We start from the raw sequence: 17,291 nt of genomic DNA on the forward strand, positions 1-17,291 counted from the left end.
GCTGTTTATCGCTACGGGAGATCAGTTCTCGGCCGACTCCGCGTACATCTGCGAGAGCTCGGGACTGCCCGACATCGCCCAGTCCAGCCCGGCGGCGACCACGTCGATCTCCCGCCCGGACTCCAGCCGCACCACGGGCTGCCCGCTCGGCCAGATGTCCCACGCGGCCCCCGGGACGGTGCGCACGATGACGGTACCCAGATAGAGACCGGCGTCGTTGCCCAGCCAGGGCAGCTCCTCCTGATCGTCGCGCCAGCGCGGCGGCAACTGGTCGAGCGCGGCCAACGAGGCCGGGGAGTCGTCGAGTTCGAGCCCTTGCTGCCCCGCCCGGGCACGCAGCAGTTCGCATTCGGCGAGCAACTCGGCCACACCGTCGGGATCAGCTTCGACGGCGGCCGCGAGCGCGTGCCCCTGCGTACCACCCTGACGCTTACGCCAGTTGTCCAAGAAAGGGATGTTCATACCACTAGGGTCCCATCCTTGCCAGGTTCCGCACCACAGGGCGCGCGGTGGTCAACTGTTCGCCGGCGGCACGTACAAGCGCACTGTCCTAGGGTGTGGCCGTGAGTGAGCCCTAGGGTGTGGCCATGAGTGAGCGAACGTATGTGTCGGACCTGTTCTCGCTGGCCGGGCGGGTCGCCGTGGTGACCGGAGGCAGTTCCGGGATCGGGCGGGCCATCACCGGGGCGCTGGCTCGGGCCGGGGCGCGGGTGGTCGTGGTGGCCCGGCGGGAGGCCGAGTTGAAGGCGACCGTCGGCGAGTTGGAGGCCGAGGGGTGCCGGGCCGCGTGGGTGAGCGCCGATCTGGGGACCGCCGACGGTGTGCGTGCGGCTGCCGACGGGGCGGTCGAAGCCTTCGGCGAGCCGGACATCCTGGTCAACTGCGCCGGGATCAATCTGCGGCCGCCTCTGGGCGAGCTCGGCGAGGACGTCTGGGACACCACCATGGCCGTGAACCTCAAAGCGCCGTTCCTGCTGGGCCAGCGGTTCGGGCCCGGGATGGCGGAGCGCGGGTACGGCCGGATCATCCACGTCTCCTCGCAGCAGGCCCACCGCGCCTTCGTGAACAGCGGTGCGTACGGGGTGTCGAAGGGCGGTCTCGAGTCGCTGGCCCGGTCGCAGGCGGAGGCGTGGTCACCGTACGGCGTCACCGCGAACACGCTGGTGCCCGGGTTCGTCCTGACCCCGCTCAACGAGCGGCTCGCCTCGGACAAGGAGAAGGTCGCCGCGCTCGCCGCCCGGACCTTCGTCGGGCGCAACGGGCTGGCGGAGGACTTCGCCGGGGCCGCGGTGTTCCTGGCCGGGCCTTCGTCCTCGTACGTCACCGGGCAGGCGCTCTTCGTGGACGGCGGGTTCTCGGCGCACTGAGGTTTGAGGGGGCGCCCCGAGGAGGGGGCGGGACCGGGGCCCGTCGGGGCCGCCGTCTCCGCCCCGGCCGCCCGTCAGAGGTCGAGGTCGACCACCACCGGCGCGTGGTCGGACGCGCCCTTGCCCTTGCGCTCCTCGCGGTCCACGTAGCTGTCCTTGACGGCGGCGGTGAACAAGGGGTTTCCGTAGGTCAGGTCGATCCGCATGCCCTTGTTCTTCGGGAAGCGCAGCTCCCGGTAGTCCCAGAAGGTGTACGCGCGGTCGTACTTGAGCGGGCGCGGCAGCACCTCGCCCAGCCCCTCCGCCTCCAGGGCCGAGAGGGCCGCGCGCTCGGCGGGCGTCACATGCGTGGCGCCTTCGAAGAGCGCCGGGTCCCAGACGTCCTCGTCGGTCGGGGCCACGTTGAAGTCGCCCAGGACCGCGAAGGGCAGCGGCCCGGCCGCGTCCGCCGCCACCGCCTTGCGGAGGGCCTCCAGCCAGGCCAGCTTGTACGCGTAGTGGTCGTGCTCGATCTCGCGGCCGTTGGGGACGTAGACCGACCAGAGGCGGAGCGGGCCGCAGGTCGCGGAGATGGCGCGCGGCTCCTGGACGCCCTCGTAGTCCGGGCCGCCGGGCAGTCCGGTGACGACGTCGGTGAGGCCGACCCGGGAGAGCAGCGCGACCCCGTTCCACCGGCCGGTGGCGTTGACGGCGGACTCGTAACCCAGCTCGCGCAGGGCTTCGGCGGGGAACTGCTCGGCCGTGCACTTGGTCTCCTGGATGCACAGCACGTCGGTGCCGCTGCTCTCCAGCCAGGCCAGCAGCCTCGGCAGCCGGGCGGTGATCGAATTGACGTTCCAGGTGGCGATGCGCATGCCCACCAACCTAACCGGTCCCACTGACAGCCGCCGTCCGCCTCACAGCTCCGTGACGCCTCCCGGTGCCAGCCGGCCGTGGTCCGCGCCGCCGAGGGCGCCGATCTGGTTGTCGTAGACCGGACGCGCGAGGTCGGTCAGCAGAGCGTCGTGGACGTCGATCGCGCGGCGCGGTTTCACCTCGCGTACGTAATCGATGACCTCGGAGATCTTGCTCCACGGGGCCATCACCGGCAGCAGCAGCGTGTCCACGGGCCGGTCGGGGACGGTCAGCGCGTCGCCGGGGTGGAAGACCGAACCGTCCACCAGGAAACCGACGTTGGTGATCCTCGGGATGTCCGGGTGGATCACCGCGTGCAATTCGCCGTGCACGGTGACGTCGAACCCGGCCGCCGAGAACGCGTCACCGTGGCCGACGGTGTGCACGCGCCCGGGGAACGCGGCCGACAGCTGGTCCGCCACGCTCCGAAGCGTCCAGATCTCCGCCGCCGGGTTCGCCTCCAGGCCCGCCCGCAGCCTGGCCTCGTTGAAGTGGTCCGGGTGCTCGTGTGTGACCAGGAGGACGTCGGCGCCGAGCGCCGCGTCGTCCTCGGAGAAGCCGCCCGGGTCGATGACCAGGACGCGCCCCTCCTTCTCGATCCGCACGCAGGAATGGGTCTTCTTGGTGAGCGTGAGTGGCTGAGGCGATGCGTTCATGGCTCTATCCTGCTACGCGGGCGGGGTCGTTTCCTCCTGGATCACGGATTGCGCGATCGTGAAGGCCGCGCCTGCCGCCGGGATGCCGCAGTAGACGGCGCTCTGGAGGAGGACCTCCTTGATCTCGGCGGGCGTCAGGCCGTTGCGCAGGGCGGCCCGGACATGCGCGGCCAGGCCCTCCAGGTGGCCGGAGGCGACGAGCGCGGTGAGCGTGATGCAACTGCGGGTGCGGCGGTCCAGGCCCTCCCGGCTCCAGACCTCGCCCCAGGCGTACCGGGTGACCAGCTCCTGGAAGTCCTCGGTGAACGCGTCGGTGGAGGCGTTGACGGCGTCCACGTGCGCGTCCCCGAGCACCTCCCGGCGCACCTTCGTGCCGCGCTCGTGGCCGCTCTGCCGCTGCGGCCCCGCGGCCTCGGGCGGGCCGGACGCCGGGGCGATCTCGGCGATGGGGGCGAAGGAGGTGGCGGGCGTGGCCGGGCCGGGGACGAGCGGCGGTACGGGAGGTGCGGCGGGCGCGTCCTGCCAGGCGGTGGAGAAGTGCGTCAGCAGCAGGTCGCAGACGGCCGCGGGCTGCTCGACCGGGGCCAGGTGCGAGGCGCCGGGGACGAGCGCGAGCCGGGCGTCCGGTATCCCGGCGACCAGCGTGCGCGCCTCGGCGGGCCCGGTGACCTGGTCCTCCGCACCGACGAGGACCAGCGTCGGGACGCCGATCCGGCCCAGGTGGTCGCGGATGTCGAAGGCCGCCAGCGCCTCGCAGGCCGCGATGTAGCAGCCGGGGTCGGTGGTGCGGACCATCTGGACGGCCCACTCCACGATGGCGGGCTGCGCGGCGGCGAAGCCGGGGGTGAACCAGCGTTCCGGCGCGGTACGGGCCATCGGCTCCAGCCCGTTGGTGCGCACGATCACGCCGCGCTGCCGGAACTCGTCGGCCGTGCCGAACCGGGGCGAGGAGGCGACCAGCGCCAGCGAGGCCACCCGGTGCGGGTGGCGCAGCGCCAGGTCCGCGCCGACGGCCCCGCCGATCGAGCACCCCGCGTAACCGAACCGCTGGACCCCGAGCCCGTCGAGGGTGGCGATCAGCCGGTCCGCGAGCTCGGCGACGGAGGGCGCGGCATGGGCGGGAGCGCCGCCGTGGCCCGGCAGGTCGTAACGGAAGACCCTCCAGTGCTGAGTCAGCTCGGGTATCTGGCGGTCCCACATGTGCCAGGTCGTCCCGAGCGAAGGCCCGATCACCAGGACGGGGGCGTCCTCGGGGCCGTCGAAGCGGTACTGGAGGGTGCGGAGGGCCTCGGTGGGGGCGTGCGGGGCCTGCACCGTACCCGGGCCGGGCACGGGCTGCGGGCCCTGCGCCGGGCCGCCCGGCTGCGGGCCGCCGACGCCGTGGGGCTGCTGCGGAGCGAAGGGCTCCGGCGTGGGGACCTGCGGCTGGACCTGCTGCGGTCCGGGACCCGCCGGCACGTGCGGCCGGCCGGGGAGCGCCTGCGGAACCTGTACGTCGGCGAACTGCGGACCGGGAACGGGCTGCCGCTCGAAGAACTGCGGGCCGGGCGCGGGCTGGGCGTGCGGGCCGGTTGTGGCCAGCGGGTCGGCGAACTGCAGGCCGGGAGCAGGCTCGGCGTGCGGGCTCGGTGCGGGTTGGGCGTGCGGACCGGGTGCGGCCTGCGGGTCGGCGAACTGCGGGCCCGGTTCAGGCTGGGCGTAGTGCGGGCCGAGGGCCGGCTGTCCAGGCTCGGCGGGTATCCGCTGCGGAGCCGGGTCGGCCGGCTGCGAGGGCGGGGTGGCCGACCGGGGCGGGTGACCGGCCGCGGGCACCGGGGCCTGGGTGTACGGCTGCCCGGGCACGGGCCCGGGAGCCGGGGGCAGAGGCCGGATCACCTCGCCCTGCGGGGGCTCGGGATCGGCCGTTCGCGGGGGCCGGGCGGGCTGCGGGGTCGTCTCGCTCAACTCACTCACTCGCTCCAGGGTAGTGAGCCCGCCCGTCCGCTCCCGGGCAGGGGGTCACCGGGGAAGGCCGCCCGTGCGTCCTCACCCGCCTTGAGCAGCTCCTCGACCACATGCCGCCCCACACTCCCGGTCGCACCGGTCACCAAGATCGCCACTGCGCCCCACGCCCCCTCAGCTCCGCGCGCGGAAACCCTCGGTTCCGCGCGCGGAAACCGTCGGCTCCGCGTGCGGATGACGCTCGCCCCCCAGCGTGCCCAGGACCTGAGGCACGGCCGGATCCGGGTCGAGCGTCGGATCACCGGGTAGGCGGCGGAAGCCCGTTCCGGTCAGGGGGTCGCCGCCGATACGACGTAGACGACAGGGCTGGCCGGGTCGGTCATGTTGACCGTGATGGTCTGGGTGGGGCGCGGCTTCTTGTTGGTGTGGGTGACGCTCGCCCAGTTCTCGTTCGAGCTGAAGTACCAGCCGGTGATCTTGATGTCCCGGGGGCTGATGTCGACCTTCCCGGGCTCCAGGGCCGCGCGGCCGGTGCCGACGCCGCTCAGGAAGCGGTCCAGGCCGGCGGAGGTCGTACGGAACTTCGCGTACATCCGGCTGGCTTTCCAGTTGTTCGTCTCGTAGTACTGGACCCCGACCCCGTTGCCGGGGATCGGAATCTCGAAGATCCGGCGCTGCATCTTGGAGGGCCAGCCCTCGCGGAGGCCCACGGCGGCCGCCTCGGCCTCCTTGTCCATGCCCGAGCGGCGGCTCTGGCCGGCGGAGACGAGGAGGTAGCCCGCCGGGATGCCGATGAGCAGCACGATGATCGTGGCGGTGATGAACCGGCGCCTGAAGACCCGCCGGGGGCTCTCGGGCGGCTTGCCCTCGCCGTCGCCCGGTGACTCGGACTGGGGCGGCACCACGGGGTGGTCGGCTGCGATCATGATCAGGTGGTCCCTCGTGCTGCGGAGCGGGGTACGGAGGCGTGGAGGCCGGTCGGGGTCGGAACAAGGAGTTCGGTACGGGGCGGGTACGGAATCGGGTTCCGAGCTGAGACGCCGCTCGGGCCCCTGCGGTTCAGTCGACCGTGCGGGTCGAGCGCGTGTTGCGGATGGTGCTCGCCGCCTGGTCGTAGATCTGCGCGTACCGCTCGTACCGCTCGACGCGGCGCCGATTGGCCCGGCGGAAGCGGCGGGCGACCAGCCGGGCGAGGTCCGCGGCGCCGACCATACCGGCCTCGGGGCCGAGCTGGGCCTTGGCGATCCTCGCCTCGGGGCGGTAGCCGCGGCCGGTGAGGTGACGCTTGAAGGCGTCCCGGGCCGGGTTGATCAGGAGGTCGTCGGCGGCGCTGACACCGCCTCCGATGACGAAGCAGGAGGGGTCGAGCGCGGCGGCCAGGTTGGCGATGCCGATGCCGAGCCACTGGCCGATGTCCTGGAGGAGCTCGATGCACATCGCATCGCCCTCACGGGCCAGTTCGGTGATGAGCGGGCCGGTGATGTCGGGGATGTTGCCCTTGACGCGGTCCAGCAGGAAGTGCGCGACCGGCGAGTCGGCGGCGGCCAGCTCCTTGGCTTCGCGGACCAGCGCGTTTCCGGAGCTGTACTGCTCCCAGCAGCCCCGGTTGCCGCAGGGGCAGCGGTGGCCCGACGGCACGACCTGCATGTGGCCGAACTCACCGGCCACGCCGTACTTGCCGCGCTTGACCTGGCCGTCCTCCAGGATCGCCCCGCCGATCCCCGTACCGAGCGTGATCATGACGAGGTGGTCCTCGCCGCGGCCCGCGCCGAAGCGCCACTCCGCCCAGGCGGCGGTGTTGGCGTCGTTGTCGACCATGACCGGGACGACGAGGCGGGAGGCGATGGCGTCGCGCAGGGGCTCGTCGCGCCAGGCGAGGTGCGGGGCGAAGAGGACCTTGGAGCGGTCGGCGTCCACCCAGCCCGCCGCGCCGATGCCCACCGCGTGCACGTCGTGCCGGTCGGAGAGATCCAGGACCAGCTCGACGATCGTGTCCTCGACGACCTTCGGGCTCTTGGACTTGTCCGGGGTCTCGGTGCGCAGCTGTTCCAGGATGTTGCCGTCGGCGTCGACGACGCCGGCCATCACCTTCGTACCGCCGATGTCGATCCCGACCGTGGGAACGCGCGGCGCGGTGAGGTGCGAGCGGCGTTCCTTGGTGCCGACGGTCTTGAGGACGGTGGCGCGGGCGGAGCCGCGGTCGGCGAAGTCGCGGTACGTGCTCATCGTCCCTGCGGGGTCAAGGGGGCCGGGCCGCTGTCACGGTCGGCGGCGGACGGCGCCCGCCGCGCCCGATTCTGCCACTGCCCGGTCCCCGGAGCGGTCGGCCGGGGTCGGCCGCGCCGGGGCGGGTCGCCGGTCAGGATCCTTCTTCGGTGGCGGCGGAGGTGCCGGGAAGAGTGGGGGCCGGGGTGCGTTCCAGCTCGTGGCTGAGCTCCTCCAGCTCGCTGCCGCCCGCCATCTGCCGGGTCAGCTCGTCGAGCGTGACGTCGTCCTTGGTGTGGCTGCCGGACATGGCGCCGCGCTTGAGCAGGATGAACCGGTCGCCGACGAGGTGGGCGTGGTGCGGGTTGTGCGTGATGAGGACCACGCCGAGGCCCGCGTCGCGGGCGGCGGCGACGTACTTGAGGACCACCCCGGACTGCTTGACGCCGAGCGCGGCGGTCGGCTCGTCCAGGACGAGGACCTTGGCGCCGAAGTAGACGGCGCGGGCGATCGCCACGCACTGGCGCTCACCGCCGGAGAGCGTGCCGATGGGCTGGTCGACGTCGCGCAGGTCGATGCCCATGCGCAGCAGTTCCGTACGGGTCGTCTCGCGCATCTTCCTCACGTCGAGGCGCTTGAAGGGGCCGACGCCGGTGGTGGGCTCGGAGCCGAGGAAGAAGTTCCGCCAGACCGGCATCAGCGGGACGACGGCGAGGTCCTGGTAGACGGTGGCGATGCCCCGGTCCAGGGCGTCGCGCGGGTTGGCGAGGGTGGTCTCCTCGCCGTCGATCAGGAAGCGTCCGGCGTCGTGCCGGTGCAGTCCCGCGATGATCTTGATGAGGGTGGACTTGCCGGCGCCGTTGTCGCCGAGGACGCAGGTGATCTCGCCCGCGTGGACCTCCAGCGAGACGTGTTCCAGGGCTTTGATGTTGCCGTAGAACTTCGATACGTCGTCCAGTTCGACGAGGGGGCCGACCGGCTTCTCGGTGGTGGCCGTCATGACGTCGCCTCCGCGCGCTTGCGCACCCACGCGTTGAGCAGGGTGGCCAGGAGCAGCATCGCTCCCAGGAAGAATTTGAACCAGTCCGGGTTCCACTCGGCGTACACGATGCCCTTGCTGGTCATGCCGAAGATGAAGGCGCCGACCGCCGAGCCGATCGCGGAGCCGTAGCCGCCGGTGATCAGGCAGCCGCCGATGACGGCCGCGATGATGTACGTCAGCTCGTTGCCGACGCCCTCGCCGGACTGGACGACGTCGTAACTGAAGAGCAGGTGCTGTCCGGAGATCCAGGCGGCGAACGCGACGCCCAGGTAGAGCCCGATCTTCGTACGGATGACGGGTACGCCGACCGCGCGGGCGGCGTCGGCCTCGCCGCCGACGGCGAAGATCCAGTTGCCGAAGCGGGTACGGAGGAGGACCCAGGTGGCGAGCGCGACGAGCCCGATCCACCAGAGGATGGTCACCTTGAACTCGATGCTGCCGAGGGTCAGCGTCGAGGCGAACAGGGCGCGGGCGGACTCGAAGCCCTCCATGTCGCCGATGGCCTTGGTGGAGACCGTGCCGCTGATCAGCTTGGTGAAGCCGAGGTTCAGGCCGGTGAGCATCAGGAACGTGCCGAGCGTGATGATGAAGCTCGGCAGTTTGGTGCGGGTCAGCATGAAGCCGTTGAACGCGCCGATGGCGAGCGTGACCAGCAGCGACACGAAGACGCCGACCCAGACGTTGGCCGTCATCTGGTAGCTGAACATCGAGGAGATCAGCGCGGAGCTGGTCACCAGGACCCCGGCGGAGAGGTCGAACTCGCCGCCGATCATCAGCAGCGCGACCGGGGCGGCCATGATGCCGAGGACCGAGGCCGCGTACAGGACCGTTCCGAAGCTGGAGGCCTGGAGGAAGCTGTCGGCGACGATCGCGAAGAAGAGGAAGACGGCTGCCGCGCCGACGACCGAGCCGAGCTCGGGGCGGCCGAGGAGCTTGCGCAGCGGCGAGGTGCGGACGAGGCGCTCGTCCACGTGTTCCGGCGTGGCGGTGGAGCCGCTCATCGGGTGCCGCGCTTGGTGAAGTCGGCCAGGGCGTCGGCGTCGTCCTTGGTGATGATCTGCGGGCCGGTCAGGACGGGCAGGCCGCCGCCGAGGACGTTGCGGTTGGAGCGGTAGAGCCAGAGCAGGTCCACGGCCTCGTACCCCTGGAGGTAGGGCTGCTGGTCGACGGCGAAGCCGAGCTTGTCGGTCTGGAGGCCGGTGGCGACCTTGGCGTTGAGGTCGAAGGTGTCGATCTCGGCCTTGCTGCCCGCCGTCTGCTTGGCCTGGACGGCGGCGTCGGCGAAGGGGGCGCCGAGGGTGACGACCGCGTCGATGCTCTTGTCGGACTGGAGCTTGGCCTCGATGGACGCGGTGACGTCGGGCATGTTGGTGCCGTCGACGTACAGGTTCTGCATCGTGCCGTCGAAGGTCTTCTTCGCGCCTGCGCAGCGCTGCTCGTGCCCCACGTTGCCCTGCTCGTGCAGGACGCAGAGGGCCTTCTTGCGGCCCCGCTCGTTCAGCTCGTCGCCGACGGCCTCGCCGGCGATGGACTCGTCCTGGCCGATGTGGGTCAGGGCGCCGAACTCCTTGGACTCGGCGGAGCCGGAGTTCACCGTGACGACCGGGATGCCCGCCTTGACGGCCTTGGCGATCACGGACTTCATGGCGTCCGGCTTGGCCAGCGAGACGATCAGCCCGTCGACCTTCTTGTCGATCGCGGTCTGGACGAGCTGGGCCTGCTGGTTGGCCTCGTCGTTGTGCGAGTAGAGGAAGTTGATGTTGTCCTTGACGGCCGCCTGCTCGGCGCCCTTCTGGACGATGTCCCAGAAGGTGTCGCCGTCGCCCGAGTGGGTGACCATGGCGAAGGTCCAGCGGGGCGTGTTCACCGCGGCCCGGCCCTCGGCGGCCTCGGCCGCGCGCTCTTCCGCCCGCTTGCCGCCGGTGCTGCTGCATCCTGCGGCTGCCAGCACCACTGCCAGGACGGCGCCCAGCGCGCGTACCCCTGTCCGAACCCTTGCCACGACGCGGTGCCCTTCTTCTTTTTCTTCCGCTGCTGCTCGCTGTGCGCTTGAGCGGGCCGGGGGCGTACGGCCCCGGGCCGGCTGCCCAGTATCCCCGAGGCCTGCCCGCTCCCGCCCGGGGGGCACTTTCCAGCCCGTGTGGCGCCCCTTCCAGCCTGTGCGGGCGCCGTTCCCAGCCCGTCCGGCGTTTGAGGACGGAACCGTCGATGAGGGATCGGTCGCCTTCCGGGGGACCCGTGCCCCAGGAATCCTCTGCCTGCGGGCGCACCGACGCAAGGGTTCCGTCCTCAAACGCCGGACGGGCTGGAGTGGGCGTCCCCACACGGGCGGCGGACGGGCTGGAGTGGGCGTCCCGACGGGCTGGGTTCAGCGGGCCAGGAGCTGGAAGTCGAACGTGTAGCGCGAGGCTCGGTAGACGTGGGACGCGAACTCCACCGCACGCCCCGTGTCGTCGTACGTCGTGCGCTCCATCGTCAGCAGCGGCGCACCCGGCTCCTCGTCCAGGGCCCGGGCCTCCCCCGCCGTGGCGGCCCGCGCGCCGACCGATTGGCGGGCGCTGTGCAGAGTGATGCCCGACGCCCGCATCAGGCGGTAGAGGCCGGTGGACTCCAGCTCCGAGGCCCGGAGCTGGAGCAGGTCCGGGGGCAGGTGGTTGCGGAGGAGGGCCATCGGCTCGTCGTGGGCGTACCGCAGCCGCTCGACGAGGTGGACCTCCGTACCCTCGGCGACACCCAGCGCGGCGGCGACCTCGGCGGTGGCCGGTTCCGTGATGGTGCGCAGGACCTTGGTGGCGGGCCGCTGGCCGGCCGCCTCCAGGTCGTCGTAGAGCGAGGTGAGCTCCAGCGGGCGGCGGACCTGGCTGTGCACGACCTGCGTGCCGACGCCCCGGCGGCGGACCATCAGCCCTTTGTCGACGAGCGACTGGATGGCCTGGCGGACGGTGGGGCGGGAGAGGCCGAGGCGGTGGGCCAGCTCGATCTCGTTGCCGAGCAGGGTGCCGGGAGCCAGCCGGCCCTGTTCGACGGCGGCTTCCAGTTGCTGTGCCAGCTGGAAGTAGAGCGGCACCGGACTGGTGCGGTCCACACTCAGCGGCAGCGGCTGCGGCTGATCGGCTCCTTGTGCGGTCACGGGCCGAGCCTAGTTCGATTGTCCGGACAAAGCCATGGTCCAGCGTTTGTCCGGACAAATGCTTGACATGATGACCGGACCGCCGTCACCTTGGGGCCATGCGCATCGGACTCATCGGAACGGGACGTATCGGCACCTTCCACGCGGAGGCTCTGAGCCGTCATCCCGCCGTGGAATCCCTGCTGGTGGCGGACACGGACCCGGAGCGCGCCGCCGTGGCCGCCACCCGGACCGGAGCCGCGGCCGTCCCGGTGGACGCGATGTTCACCGGCGAGGGCCACGGCCTCCCCGACGCACTGGTGATCTGCTCCGCGACCGCCGCCCACGCCCCGCTCATCGCTCGCGCCGCCCGGGCCGGGCTGCCCACGTTCTGCGAGAAGCCGATCGCCTTGGACCTGCCGGGCACGCTCGGCGCCCTCGCGGAGGTGGAGGCGGCGGGCAGCATCCTCCAGCTGGGGTTCATGCGCCGCTTCGACGCCGGGTACGCGGAGGCGAGGGCCGCGGTGCGGGACGGCAGGCTCGGCCGGCTGCACACCGTACGGGCCGTCACCTCCGACCCCGCTCCCCCGCCCGCCGACTACCTCCCGCTCTCCGGCGGGCTCTACCGGGACTGCCTGGTCCACGACTTCGACATCCTGCGGTGGGTGACGGGCCGCGAGGTACGCGAGGTGTACGCCACCGGGTCGGACGCCGGGCCGGTGATGTTCCGGGAGGCGGGCGACGTGGACACCGCCGCCGCGCTGCTCACCCTGGACGACGGCACCCTCGCCACCGCCACCGCGACCCGCTGCAACGGCGCCGGCTACGACGTCCGTATGGAGCTCGCCGGTGAGCTGGACCAGCTCGCCGTCGGCCTGGACGACCGTACGCCGCTGACCTCGGCCGAGCCGGAGGGCCCCGGCGCTCCGCCGAAGCCGTGGCCCGGGTTCCTGGAGCGGTTCGCCCCCGCGTACGAGGCGGAGCTGGACGCCTTCCTCCGGGTCGCCCGGGACGAGCTGGCCAACCCGTGCGACGGACGCGAGGCCCTGCACGCGCTGCGGATCGCCGAGGCCTGCGAGATCTCCCGCCGCGAACGCCGCCCGGTGGCGATGACGGAGATCCCGGGCGGCTGAGGCCCGGGGTGTTCTCCCGTACGCCGGTCGGCTACCAGGCCACCGGCAGGCTCAGCGGACCCCGCATCAGGAGGCCGGTGCGCCAGTCCAGCGTGGCCGGGTCGGCGGCCAGCCGTAGCTCCGGGCAGCGCTCCAGCAGCGACCGGATGGCGACCCGGGTCTCGATCCGGGCCAGCGGCGCGCCCAGGCAGTAGTGGATGCCGTGCCCGAAGGCGATATGGCCCCGGGCGTCCCGGGTGATGTCGAAGCGGGAGGCGTCGGGATAGCGGGCCGGGTCGCGGTTGGCGTCCGACATCGCGACGAGCACCAGTTCACCGCCACCGGGGATCACCGTGCCGCCGATGTCGATCGGTTCGGTCGTGAAGCGGTACGTCGGTGTCTCCACGGGTCCCTCGAAGCGCAGGATCTCCTCCACCGCGTTGTCGATCAGGCCGAAGTCCGCGCGGAGAAGCGCCAGTTGCTCCGGGTGTGCGAGGAGGTTGTGTACACCGTTGGTGATGAGATTGACCGTGGTCTCATGGCCGGCGACGAGCAACAGCCAGGCCATGCCCATCAGTTCGTCGGCGGAGAGCCGGTCGCCGTCCTCGTCGGCGGTGTGGATCAGCGCGCTCATCAGGTCATCGCCCGGCTGCGTCCGCTTGTCCTGGAGGAGCCGGGCCAGATAGGCGGCCATCGCCTTGGTGGAGGAGTCGCGTTTGGAGGCGTCGACCGAGGAGACCGCCTGGTTCGACCACTCGCGGAAGGCCGCCCGGTCCAGGAACGGCACGCCGAGCAGCTCGCAGATGACGTTCATCGGCAGCGGGTAGGAGAGCGATTCGACGAGGTCGGCCCGCCGGTCGGGCGCCGCGAGCATCCGGTCGAGCAGCTCGTCGGTCATCTCCTGGATACGCGGGGCGAGTTGTTCCATCCGGCGTGGAGTGAACTCCCGGGTCACCAGCTTGCGCAGCCGGGTGTGGTCGGGGATGTCGCTGCTGAGCATCGACGTGCCCGCGGAGACCTTGGTGACGCCCAGCGCCGGTGAGGCCTTGGCCCACTGCTTGGAGAGCCGCTGGTCGGCGAGGAGCGTCCGCCCGGCCTCGTACCCCACGACGAGCCAGGCGTGGGTGCCCTCGGGAATGCGGACCCGGTGGACCGGGCCCTTGGCCCGTAACGCGGCGTAGACCGGATACGGGTCGCGGGTGAAGTCGTCGCCGAGTGCGGCCAGATCGACCAGGCCCTCGGCCTCCGTGATTGCTTCGGCGGTCAACAGGTTCCCCTTCTCTAGGAGTTGCGGAGGCGAGCGGAGGTCCTACCAGCGCACCGGCAGCCGCCGCACCCCGCGCATCAGCAGCCCGGGCAGCCACTCCGGCTCACCGCCCGCCGGATCGCGGGCCAGGTCCGGGCAGCGCTCCAGCAGCGCCCCGATCGCGATGCGGGCCTCCATCCGGGCGAGCGGGGCGCCGAGGCAGAAGTGCGCTCCGTGACCGAAGGCCAGGTGGCCCTGGGATGCGCGGCGGATGTCGAAGGTGTCCGGGTCCGTGAACTTCTCCGGATCCCGGCCGCCCGAGGCGAGGGCGACGAGCACCGGTTCGTCGTGCGGGATCACGGTGGAGCCGACCGCGATCTCCTCCCGGGTGAAGCGGAAGGTGGCGGTCTCCACCGGACCGTCGTACCGCAGCATCTCCTCCACCGCGCCGTCCAGCAGCCCGGGATCGGCACGTAGCAGGGCGAGTTGGCCCGGGTGGTCGAGCAGGGCCCGTACGCCGTTGGAGATCAGGTTGACGGTGGTCTCGTGACCGGCGACGAGCAACACGAAGGCCATGCCGACCAGTTCCTCGGCCGACAGCCCGTCGCCGCCCTCGTCGCGGGTCCTGATCAGCGCGCTCATCAGGTCGTCGCCGGGCGAACTCCTTTTGTCCTCGATGAGTTGGACGAGGTAGGAGCTCATCGCGCCGACCGGGTCGCCCGCCTCCCGCTGGGCGGCGGTCGGCGTGACGACGGCGCTGGAGAGCGCACGGAAGGCGTCCCGGTCGATGTCGGGGACGCCGAGCAGTTCGCAGATGACGGTCATCGGCAGCGGGAAGGCGAGCGCGTCGACGAGGTCGGCGGAGCCGGCCGGGACCATCGCGTCCAGCAGTTCCGTGGTGATCTCGGTGACCCGGGGTCGCAGCGCCTCGATACGGCGGGGGGTGAACTCACGGGCGACGAGCCTGCGCAGCCGGGTGTGGTGCGGGGCGTCCAGTTCCAGCATGTTGGAGCTGATGGGGTTGACCTGGGCGGCCCAGCGCCCGGTGGTGCGCCAGTCCTTGCCGAACCGCTGGTCGGCGAGGGCCGAGCGGGCCTCCTCGTATCCGACGATCAGCCAGATCCGCTCCATCTGCTCGGTGCGCACCGGGTGCACCGGCCCCTCGGCGCGCAGCTTCGCGTAGTACGGATAGGGGTTCGCCGTGAAATCCGGCAGGTCCCGCAGATCGAGCACAGCCATTGCCGTCAGCCCCCTCGTTCCGGTCCGGACCACTCGTCGTGGGCCGGTCGGACCCACCCAGCGTAGGCCGGTCCGTCCACGCAGCGTAGGCCGGTCCGGCCGGCTCAGCGTAGGCCGGTCCGGTCCGGTCAGCGTAGGCCGCGGTCCTGCTCGCCGTCCGCGTCGAGCAGCCCGGCATCGTGGACCAACAGGGCGATCTGGACGCGGTTGTTCAGGTCCAGTTTGGCGAGAATGCGCGAGACCTGGGTCTTGACGGTGGCGACGCTGAGGTAGAGGTGGCCCGCGATCTCCGCGTTGGAGTGACCCCGTCCGACGGCCACCGCGACCTCCCTCTCCCGCTCCGCCAGCTCCGCGAACCGCGTGCGCGCCCGCTCGGTCCGGCTGGTGCGGTCGTCCGGCGCGCCGCCCGCGGCCCGGGTCATGAGCTGGCGGGTGACGGCGGGCGAGAGCACCGGGTCCCCGGCGGCGACCCGGCGGACGGAGTCCACGATCTGGGCGGGCGGGGTGTCTTTCAGGACGAATCCCGCGGCTCCGGCGCGGATGGCCCGCAGGACCTGTTCGTCGGCGTGGAAGGTGGTGAGGACGACGACTTCGGGCGCGTCGGGGCGGCGGCGCAGCTGCTCGGTCGCGGTGAGCCCGTCCATACCGGGCATCCGGATGTCCATCAGGACGACGTCGGGGCGCAGCCGTTCGACCAGGCCGGCGACCTCGCCGCCGTCCGCGCCCTCGCCGACGATGTCGATGCCCTCGGCCCCGCCGAGCATCAGTGTGAGCCCGGCCCGTACGAGCGGGTCGTCGTCGACGATGAGCAGCCGAACGGGTGCGGAGGCCGGAGGAGGCGCCGGGGTGTTCATGACAGCCACCGTAACCAGTCGTTCTCCCCCGGCCGCCGCGCCCGCCTCACGCGGCCGGCCACGGCAGCCGGGCGCGGACCGCGAAGCCGCCGCCCGGCGTGGGGCCGTGCTCCAGGCTGCCGCCGGCGAGCGTGGCGCGTTCGGTGAGACCGATGAGGCCCTGGCCGGAGCCGGGCACCCGTTCGAAGGGTTCGGTGGGGGCCGGGTTCGCCACCTCGACGGTGAGCCCGTCGCCGGGGCCGCCGGTCACGGTGACGGTGACCTCGGTGCCGGGTGCGTGTTTACGGGCGTTGGTCAGGCACTCCTGGGCGATGCGGTACACCGTGCGGCCGGTGGCGGCGGGCGCGTCCTGCGGGGCGGCGACGCGCCGGTCGAGGGTGACCTTCATGCCCGCCTGGCGGGACTCGTCGATCAGCGCGTCCAGGGTGGTGAGGGTGGGCTGGGGCCGCTCGCCGTCGCCGGTGTCGCCGGGGCCGCGCAGCACGCCGATGATCTCCCGTAGATCCTGCAACGCCTCGTGGGCGCTGTCCCGGATGACGCCGGCGGCCCGGGCGATCTCGGCGGTGGGGGCGTCGGGCCGGAATTCGAGGGCCCCGGCATGGACGCTGAGCAGGGTGAGGCGGTGGGCGAGGACGTCGTGCATCTCGCGGGCGATGGCCTCCCGGGCCAGCCGCTGGGCCTGTTCGGCGCGGAGTTCCGACTCGGCCTCGGCGCGGCGGGCCCGTTCGCGGAGCGTGAGGACGAGCCGGCGCCGGGACCGTACGACCATCCCCCAGCTGAGTACCAGCAGGGTCAGCAGGACCCCGAAGATGACCGAGGTGAGGTAGCCGGTCTCCGGGTCGGGGCGCAGCCAGGGCTGGAGGGGCGCCACGGCCAGCGCGCCCGCGCCGACGATCGCCACCGGCTTGAACGGGCGGTGGACGGCCAGGCTGAACAGGGCGACCATCATCGCGCCGCCCGCGACGGGCTCCACGATGGACAGGACGGTCAGGGCGGCGGCGAGCCCGACGGGCCAGCGGCGCCGGACCCAGAGGGCGCAGCAGGCGGCGGCGCCGATCACCGAGTCGACGACGAGCACGGCGTCCGGGGTCGACCCTTCGTTCTCGATCCCGGCGAGGGCGATGAGGGCGATGCCCGCCGCGATGAGGAACGCCGTGATGTCGACGACCCAGTCGCGTACGGTCCGCCGCGCCCGGGCCCGGTCGCCGGGCAGCTCGGCGTCGGCCATCGCCGAGGGGAGCAGCCAGGGGTACTCGGTGCGCGTCATATCGACAAAGTTACGCAGCCGGGCGCCCGGAACGGGCCCGGGGCGGCGAGGGAGCGACCAAAGTCGCGGAACCCGCTACTTTCGGCACGGCGGTCGGGCCCTGTGGCCGACGCGGCGGGAACGGGCCGGCCAGGAAGCTCGGTGCATGAAGAAATTCATCGAGGCGGCCGGGCTCATCATCATGCTGCAGGGCATCGGAGGGCTGGTCCACGAGTGGACGGGGTGGCTGCGGCTGTGGACGCTGGCCCAGCACATCGACTACTTCGGTGACCGCGCGCTGTTCGTCAGCATCGTGCTGATCGTGACGGGCTTCGCGGTCATGATCGCGCCGGACGCGGTGCGGAGGAAGTAGGCCGGCT

At 72.1% G+C, this 17,291-nt stretch carries 17 protein-coding genes and 1 pseudogene; 3 read left to right on the top strand and 15 right to left on the bottom strand.

Annotated features, from left to right (window positions below; translation table 11 throughout):
* Positions 1–21 precede the first annotated feature (21 nt).
* Positions 22–462 (bottom strand): DUF6278 family protein, encoded by a 441-nt coding sequence (locus tag ACIRR8_RS20715; RefSeq protein ID WP_404066719.1) that lies wholly within the window; start codon positions 460–462, stop codon positions 22–24.
* 125 nt (positions 463–587) lie between these two features.
* Between ACIRR8_RS20715 and ACIRR8_RS20720 the strand changes: the two genes are divergently transcribed.
* Positions 588–1,367, top strand: a complete 780-nt coding sequence (locus tag ACIRR8_RS20720) for an SDR family NAD(P)-dependent oxidoreductase (protein WP_404066721.1) — start codon at positions 588–590, stop codon at positions 1,365–1,367.
* Between the two features lie 74 nt (positions 1,368–1,441).
* Here ACIRR8_RS20720 and ACIRR8_RS20725 read toward each other — a convergent pair whose 3' ends face one another.
* From ACIRR8_RS20725 to ACIRR8_RS20770, 10 genes and pseudogenes are all read right to left on the bottom strand, one after another.
* Positions 1,442–2,221, bottom strand: a complete 780-nt coding sequence (locus ACIRR8_RS20725; RefSeq protein ID WP_404066724.1) for an exodeoxyribonuclease III — start codon at positions 2,219–2,221, stop codon at positions 1,442–1,444.
* 42 nt (positions 2,222–2,263) lie between these two features.
* Positions 2,264–2,917: an MBL fold metallo-hydrolase gene (locus ACIRR8_RS20730; RefSeq protein WP_404066727.1), complete on the bottom strand. Its 654-nt coding sequence runs from the start codon at positions 2,915–2,917 to the stop codon at positions 2,264–2,266.
* 12 nt (positions 2,918–2,929) lie between these two features.
* Entirely contained in the window at positions 2,930–4,231 is a 1,302-nt protein-coding gene (locus tag ACIRR8_RS20735; RefSeq protein ID WP_404067563.1) for an alpha/beta fold hydrolase, read from the bottom strand.
* A 698-nt stretch (positions 4,232–4,929) separates the two neighbouring features.
* A pseudogene (locus tag ACIRR8_RS20740) lies at positions 4,930–5,016 on the bottom strand (NAD-dependent epimerase/dehydratase family protein); the annotation flags it as partial.
* Positions 5,017–5,187: 171 nt separating this feature from the next.
* Complete coding sequence (locus ACIRR8_RS20745; RefSeq protein WP_404066730.1) at positions 5,188–5,784, bottom strand: hypothetical protein; 597 nt, start codon at positions 5,782–5,784, stop codon at positions 5,188–5,190.
* Positions 5,785–5,917: 133 nt separating this feature from the next.
* Positions 5,918–7,084, bottom strand: coding sequence for an ROK family glucokinase (locus ACIRR8_RS20750; RefSeq protein ID WP_404066733.1), 1,167 nt, complete (start codon positions 7,082–7,084; stop codon positions 5,918–5,920).
* Between the two features lie 133 nt (positions 7,085–7,217).
* A complete protein-coding gene (locus ACIRR8_RS20755; protein ID WP_404066736.1) occupies positions 7,218–8,063 on the bottom strand; it encodes an ATP-binding cassette domain-containing protein in 846 nt (281 codons plus the stop codon).
* On the bottom strand, positions 8,060–9,106 hold the full coding sequence (locus ACIRR8_RS20760) for an ABC transporter permease (protein ID WP_404066738.1): 1,047 nt from the start codon (positions 9,104–9,106) through the stop codon (positions 8,060–8,062). The genes ACIRR8_RS20755 and ACIRR8_RS20760 overlap by 4 nt, the downstream gene beginning before the upstream one ends.
* Positions 9,103–10,077 (bottom strand): sugar ABC transporter substrate-binding protein, encoded by a 975-nt coding sequence (locus tag ACIRR8_RS20765; protein ID WP_404067565.1) that lies wholly within the window; start codon positions 10,075–10,077, stop codon positions 9,103–9,105. Before ACIRR8_RS20765 ends, ACIRR8_RS20760 begins: the two co-directional genes overlap by 4 nt.
* A gap of 396 nt (positions 10,078–10,473) precedes the next feature.
* Complete coding sequence (locus tag ACIRR8_RS20770; RefSeq protein WP_404066741.1) at positions 10,474–11,235, bottom strand: GntR family transcriptional regulator; 762 nt, start codon at positions 11,233–11,235, stop codon at positions 10,474–10,476.
* A gap of 98 nt (positions 11,236–11,333) precedes the next feature.
* Between ACIRR8_RS20770 and ACIRR8_RS20775 the strand changes: the two genes are divergently transcribed.
* The gene (locus ACIRR8_RS20775; protein ID WP_404066744.1) at positions 11,334–12,347 is read left to right on the top strand and encodes a Gfo/Idh/MocA family oxidoreductase; all 1,014 of its coding nucleotides are present in this window, start codon (positions 11,334–11,336) and stop codon (positions 12,345–12,347) included.
* A gap of 31 nt (positions 12,348–12,378) precedes the next feature.
* Here ACIRR8_RS20775 and ACIRR8_RS20780 read toward each other — a convergent pair whose 3' ends face one another.
* The 4 genes from ACIRR8_RS20780 to ACIRR8_RS20795 all read right to left on the bottom strand — a co-directional run bounded on the left by ACIRR8_RS20780 (position 12,379) and on the right by ACIRR8_RS20795 (position 16,932).
* Positions 12,379–13,593: a cytochrome P450 gene (locus ACIRR8_RS20780; protein WP_404066747.1), complete on the bottom strand. Its 1,215-nt coding sequence runs from the start codon at positions 13,591–13,593 to the stop codon at positions 12,379–12,381.
* A 42-nt stretch (positions 13,594–13,635) separates the two neighbouring features.
* The gene (locus ACIRR8_RS20785; protein ID WP_404066749.1) at positions 13,636–14,811 is read right to left on the bottom strand and encodes a cytochrome P450; all 1,176 of its coding nucleotides are present in this window, start codon (positions 14,809–14,811) and stop codon (positions 13,636–13,638) included.
* 128 nt (positions 14,812–14,939) lie between these two features.
* Positions 14,940–15,665 carry a response regulator gene (locus tag ACIRR8_RS20790; protein ID WP_404066752.1) on the bottom strand — a complete coding sequence of 242 codons (726 nt, stop codon included), beginning with the start codon at positions 15,663–15,665 and terminating at the stop codon, positions 14,940–14,942.
* 46 nt (positions 15,666–15,711) lie between these two features.
* Positions 15,712–16,932 (bottom strand): sensor histidine kinase, encoded by a 1,221-nt coding sequence (locus ACIRR8_RS20795; protein WP_404066755.1) that lies wholly within the window; start codon positions 16,930–16,932, stop codon positions 15,712–15,714.
* Between the two features lie 145 nt (positions 16,933–17,077).
* Between ACIRR8_RS20795 and ACIRR8_RS20800 the strand changes: the two genes are divergently transcribed.
* Positions 17,078–17,284 (top strand): hypothetical protein, encoded by a 207-nt coding sequence (locus ACIRR8_RS20800; RefSeq protein ID WP_404066757.1) that lies wholly within the window; start codon positions 17,078–17,080, stop codon positions 17,282–17,284.
* Positions 17,285–17,291 lie beyond the last annotated feature (7 nt).

The organism is Streptomyces sp. NPDC101178 (assembly GCF_044767965.1).
GTDB lineage: Bacteria > Actinomycetota > Actinomycetes > Streptomycetales > Streptomycetaceae > Streptomyces.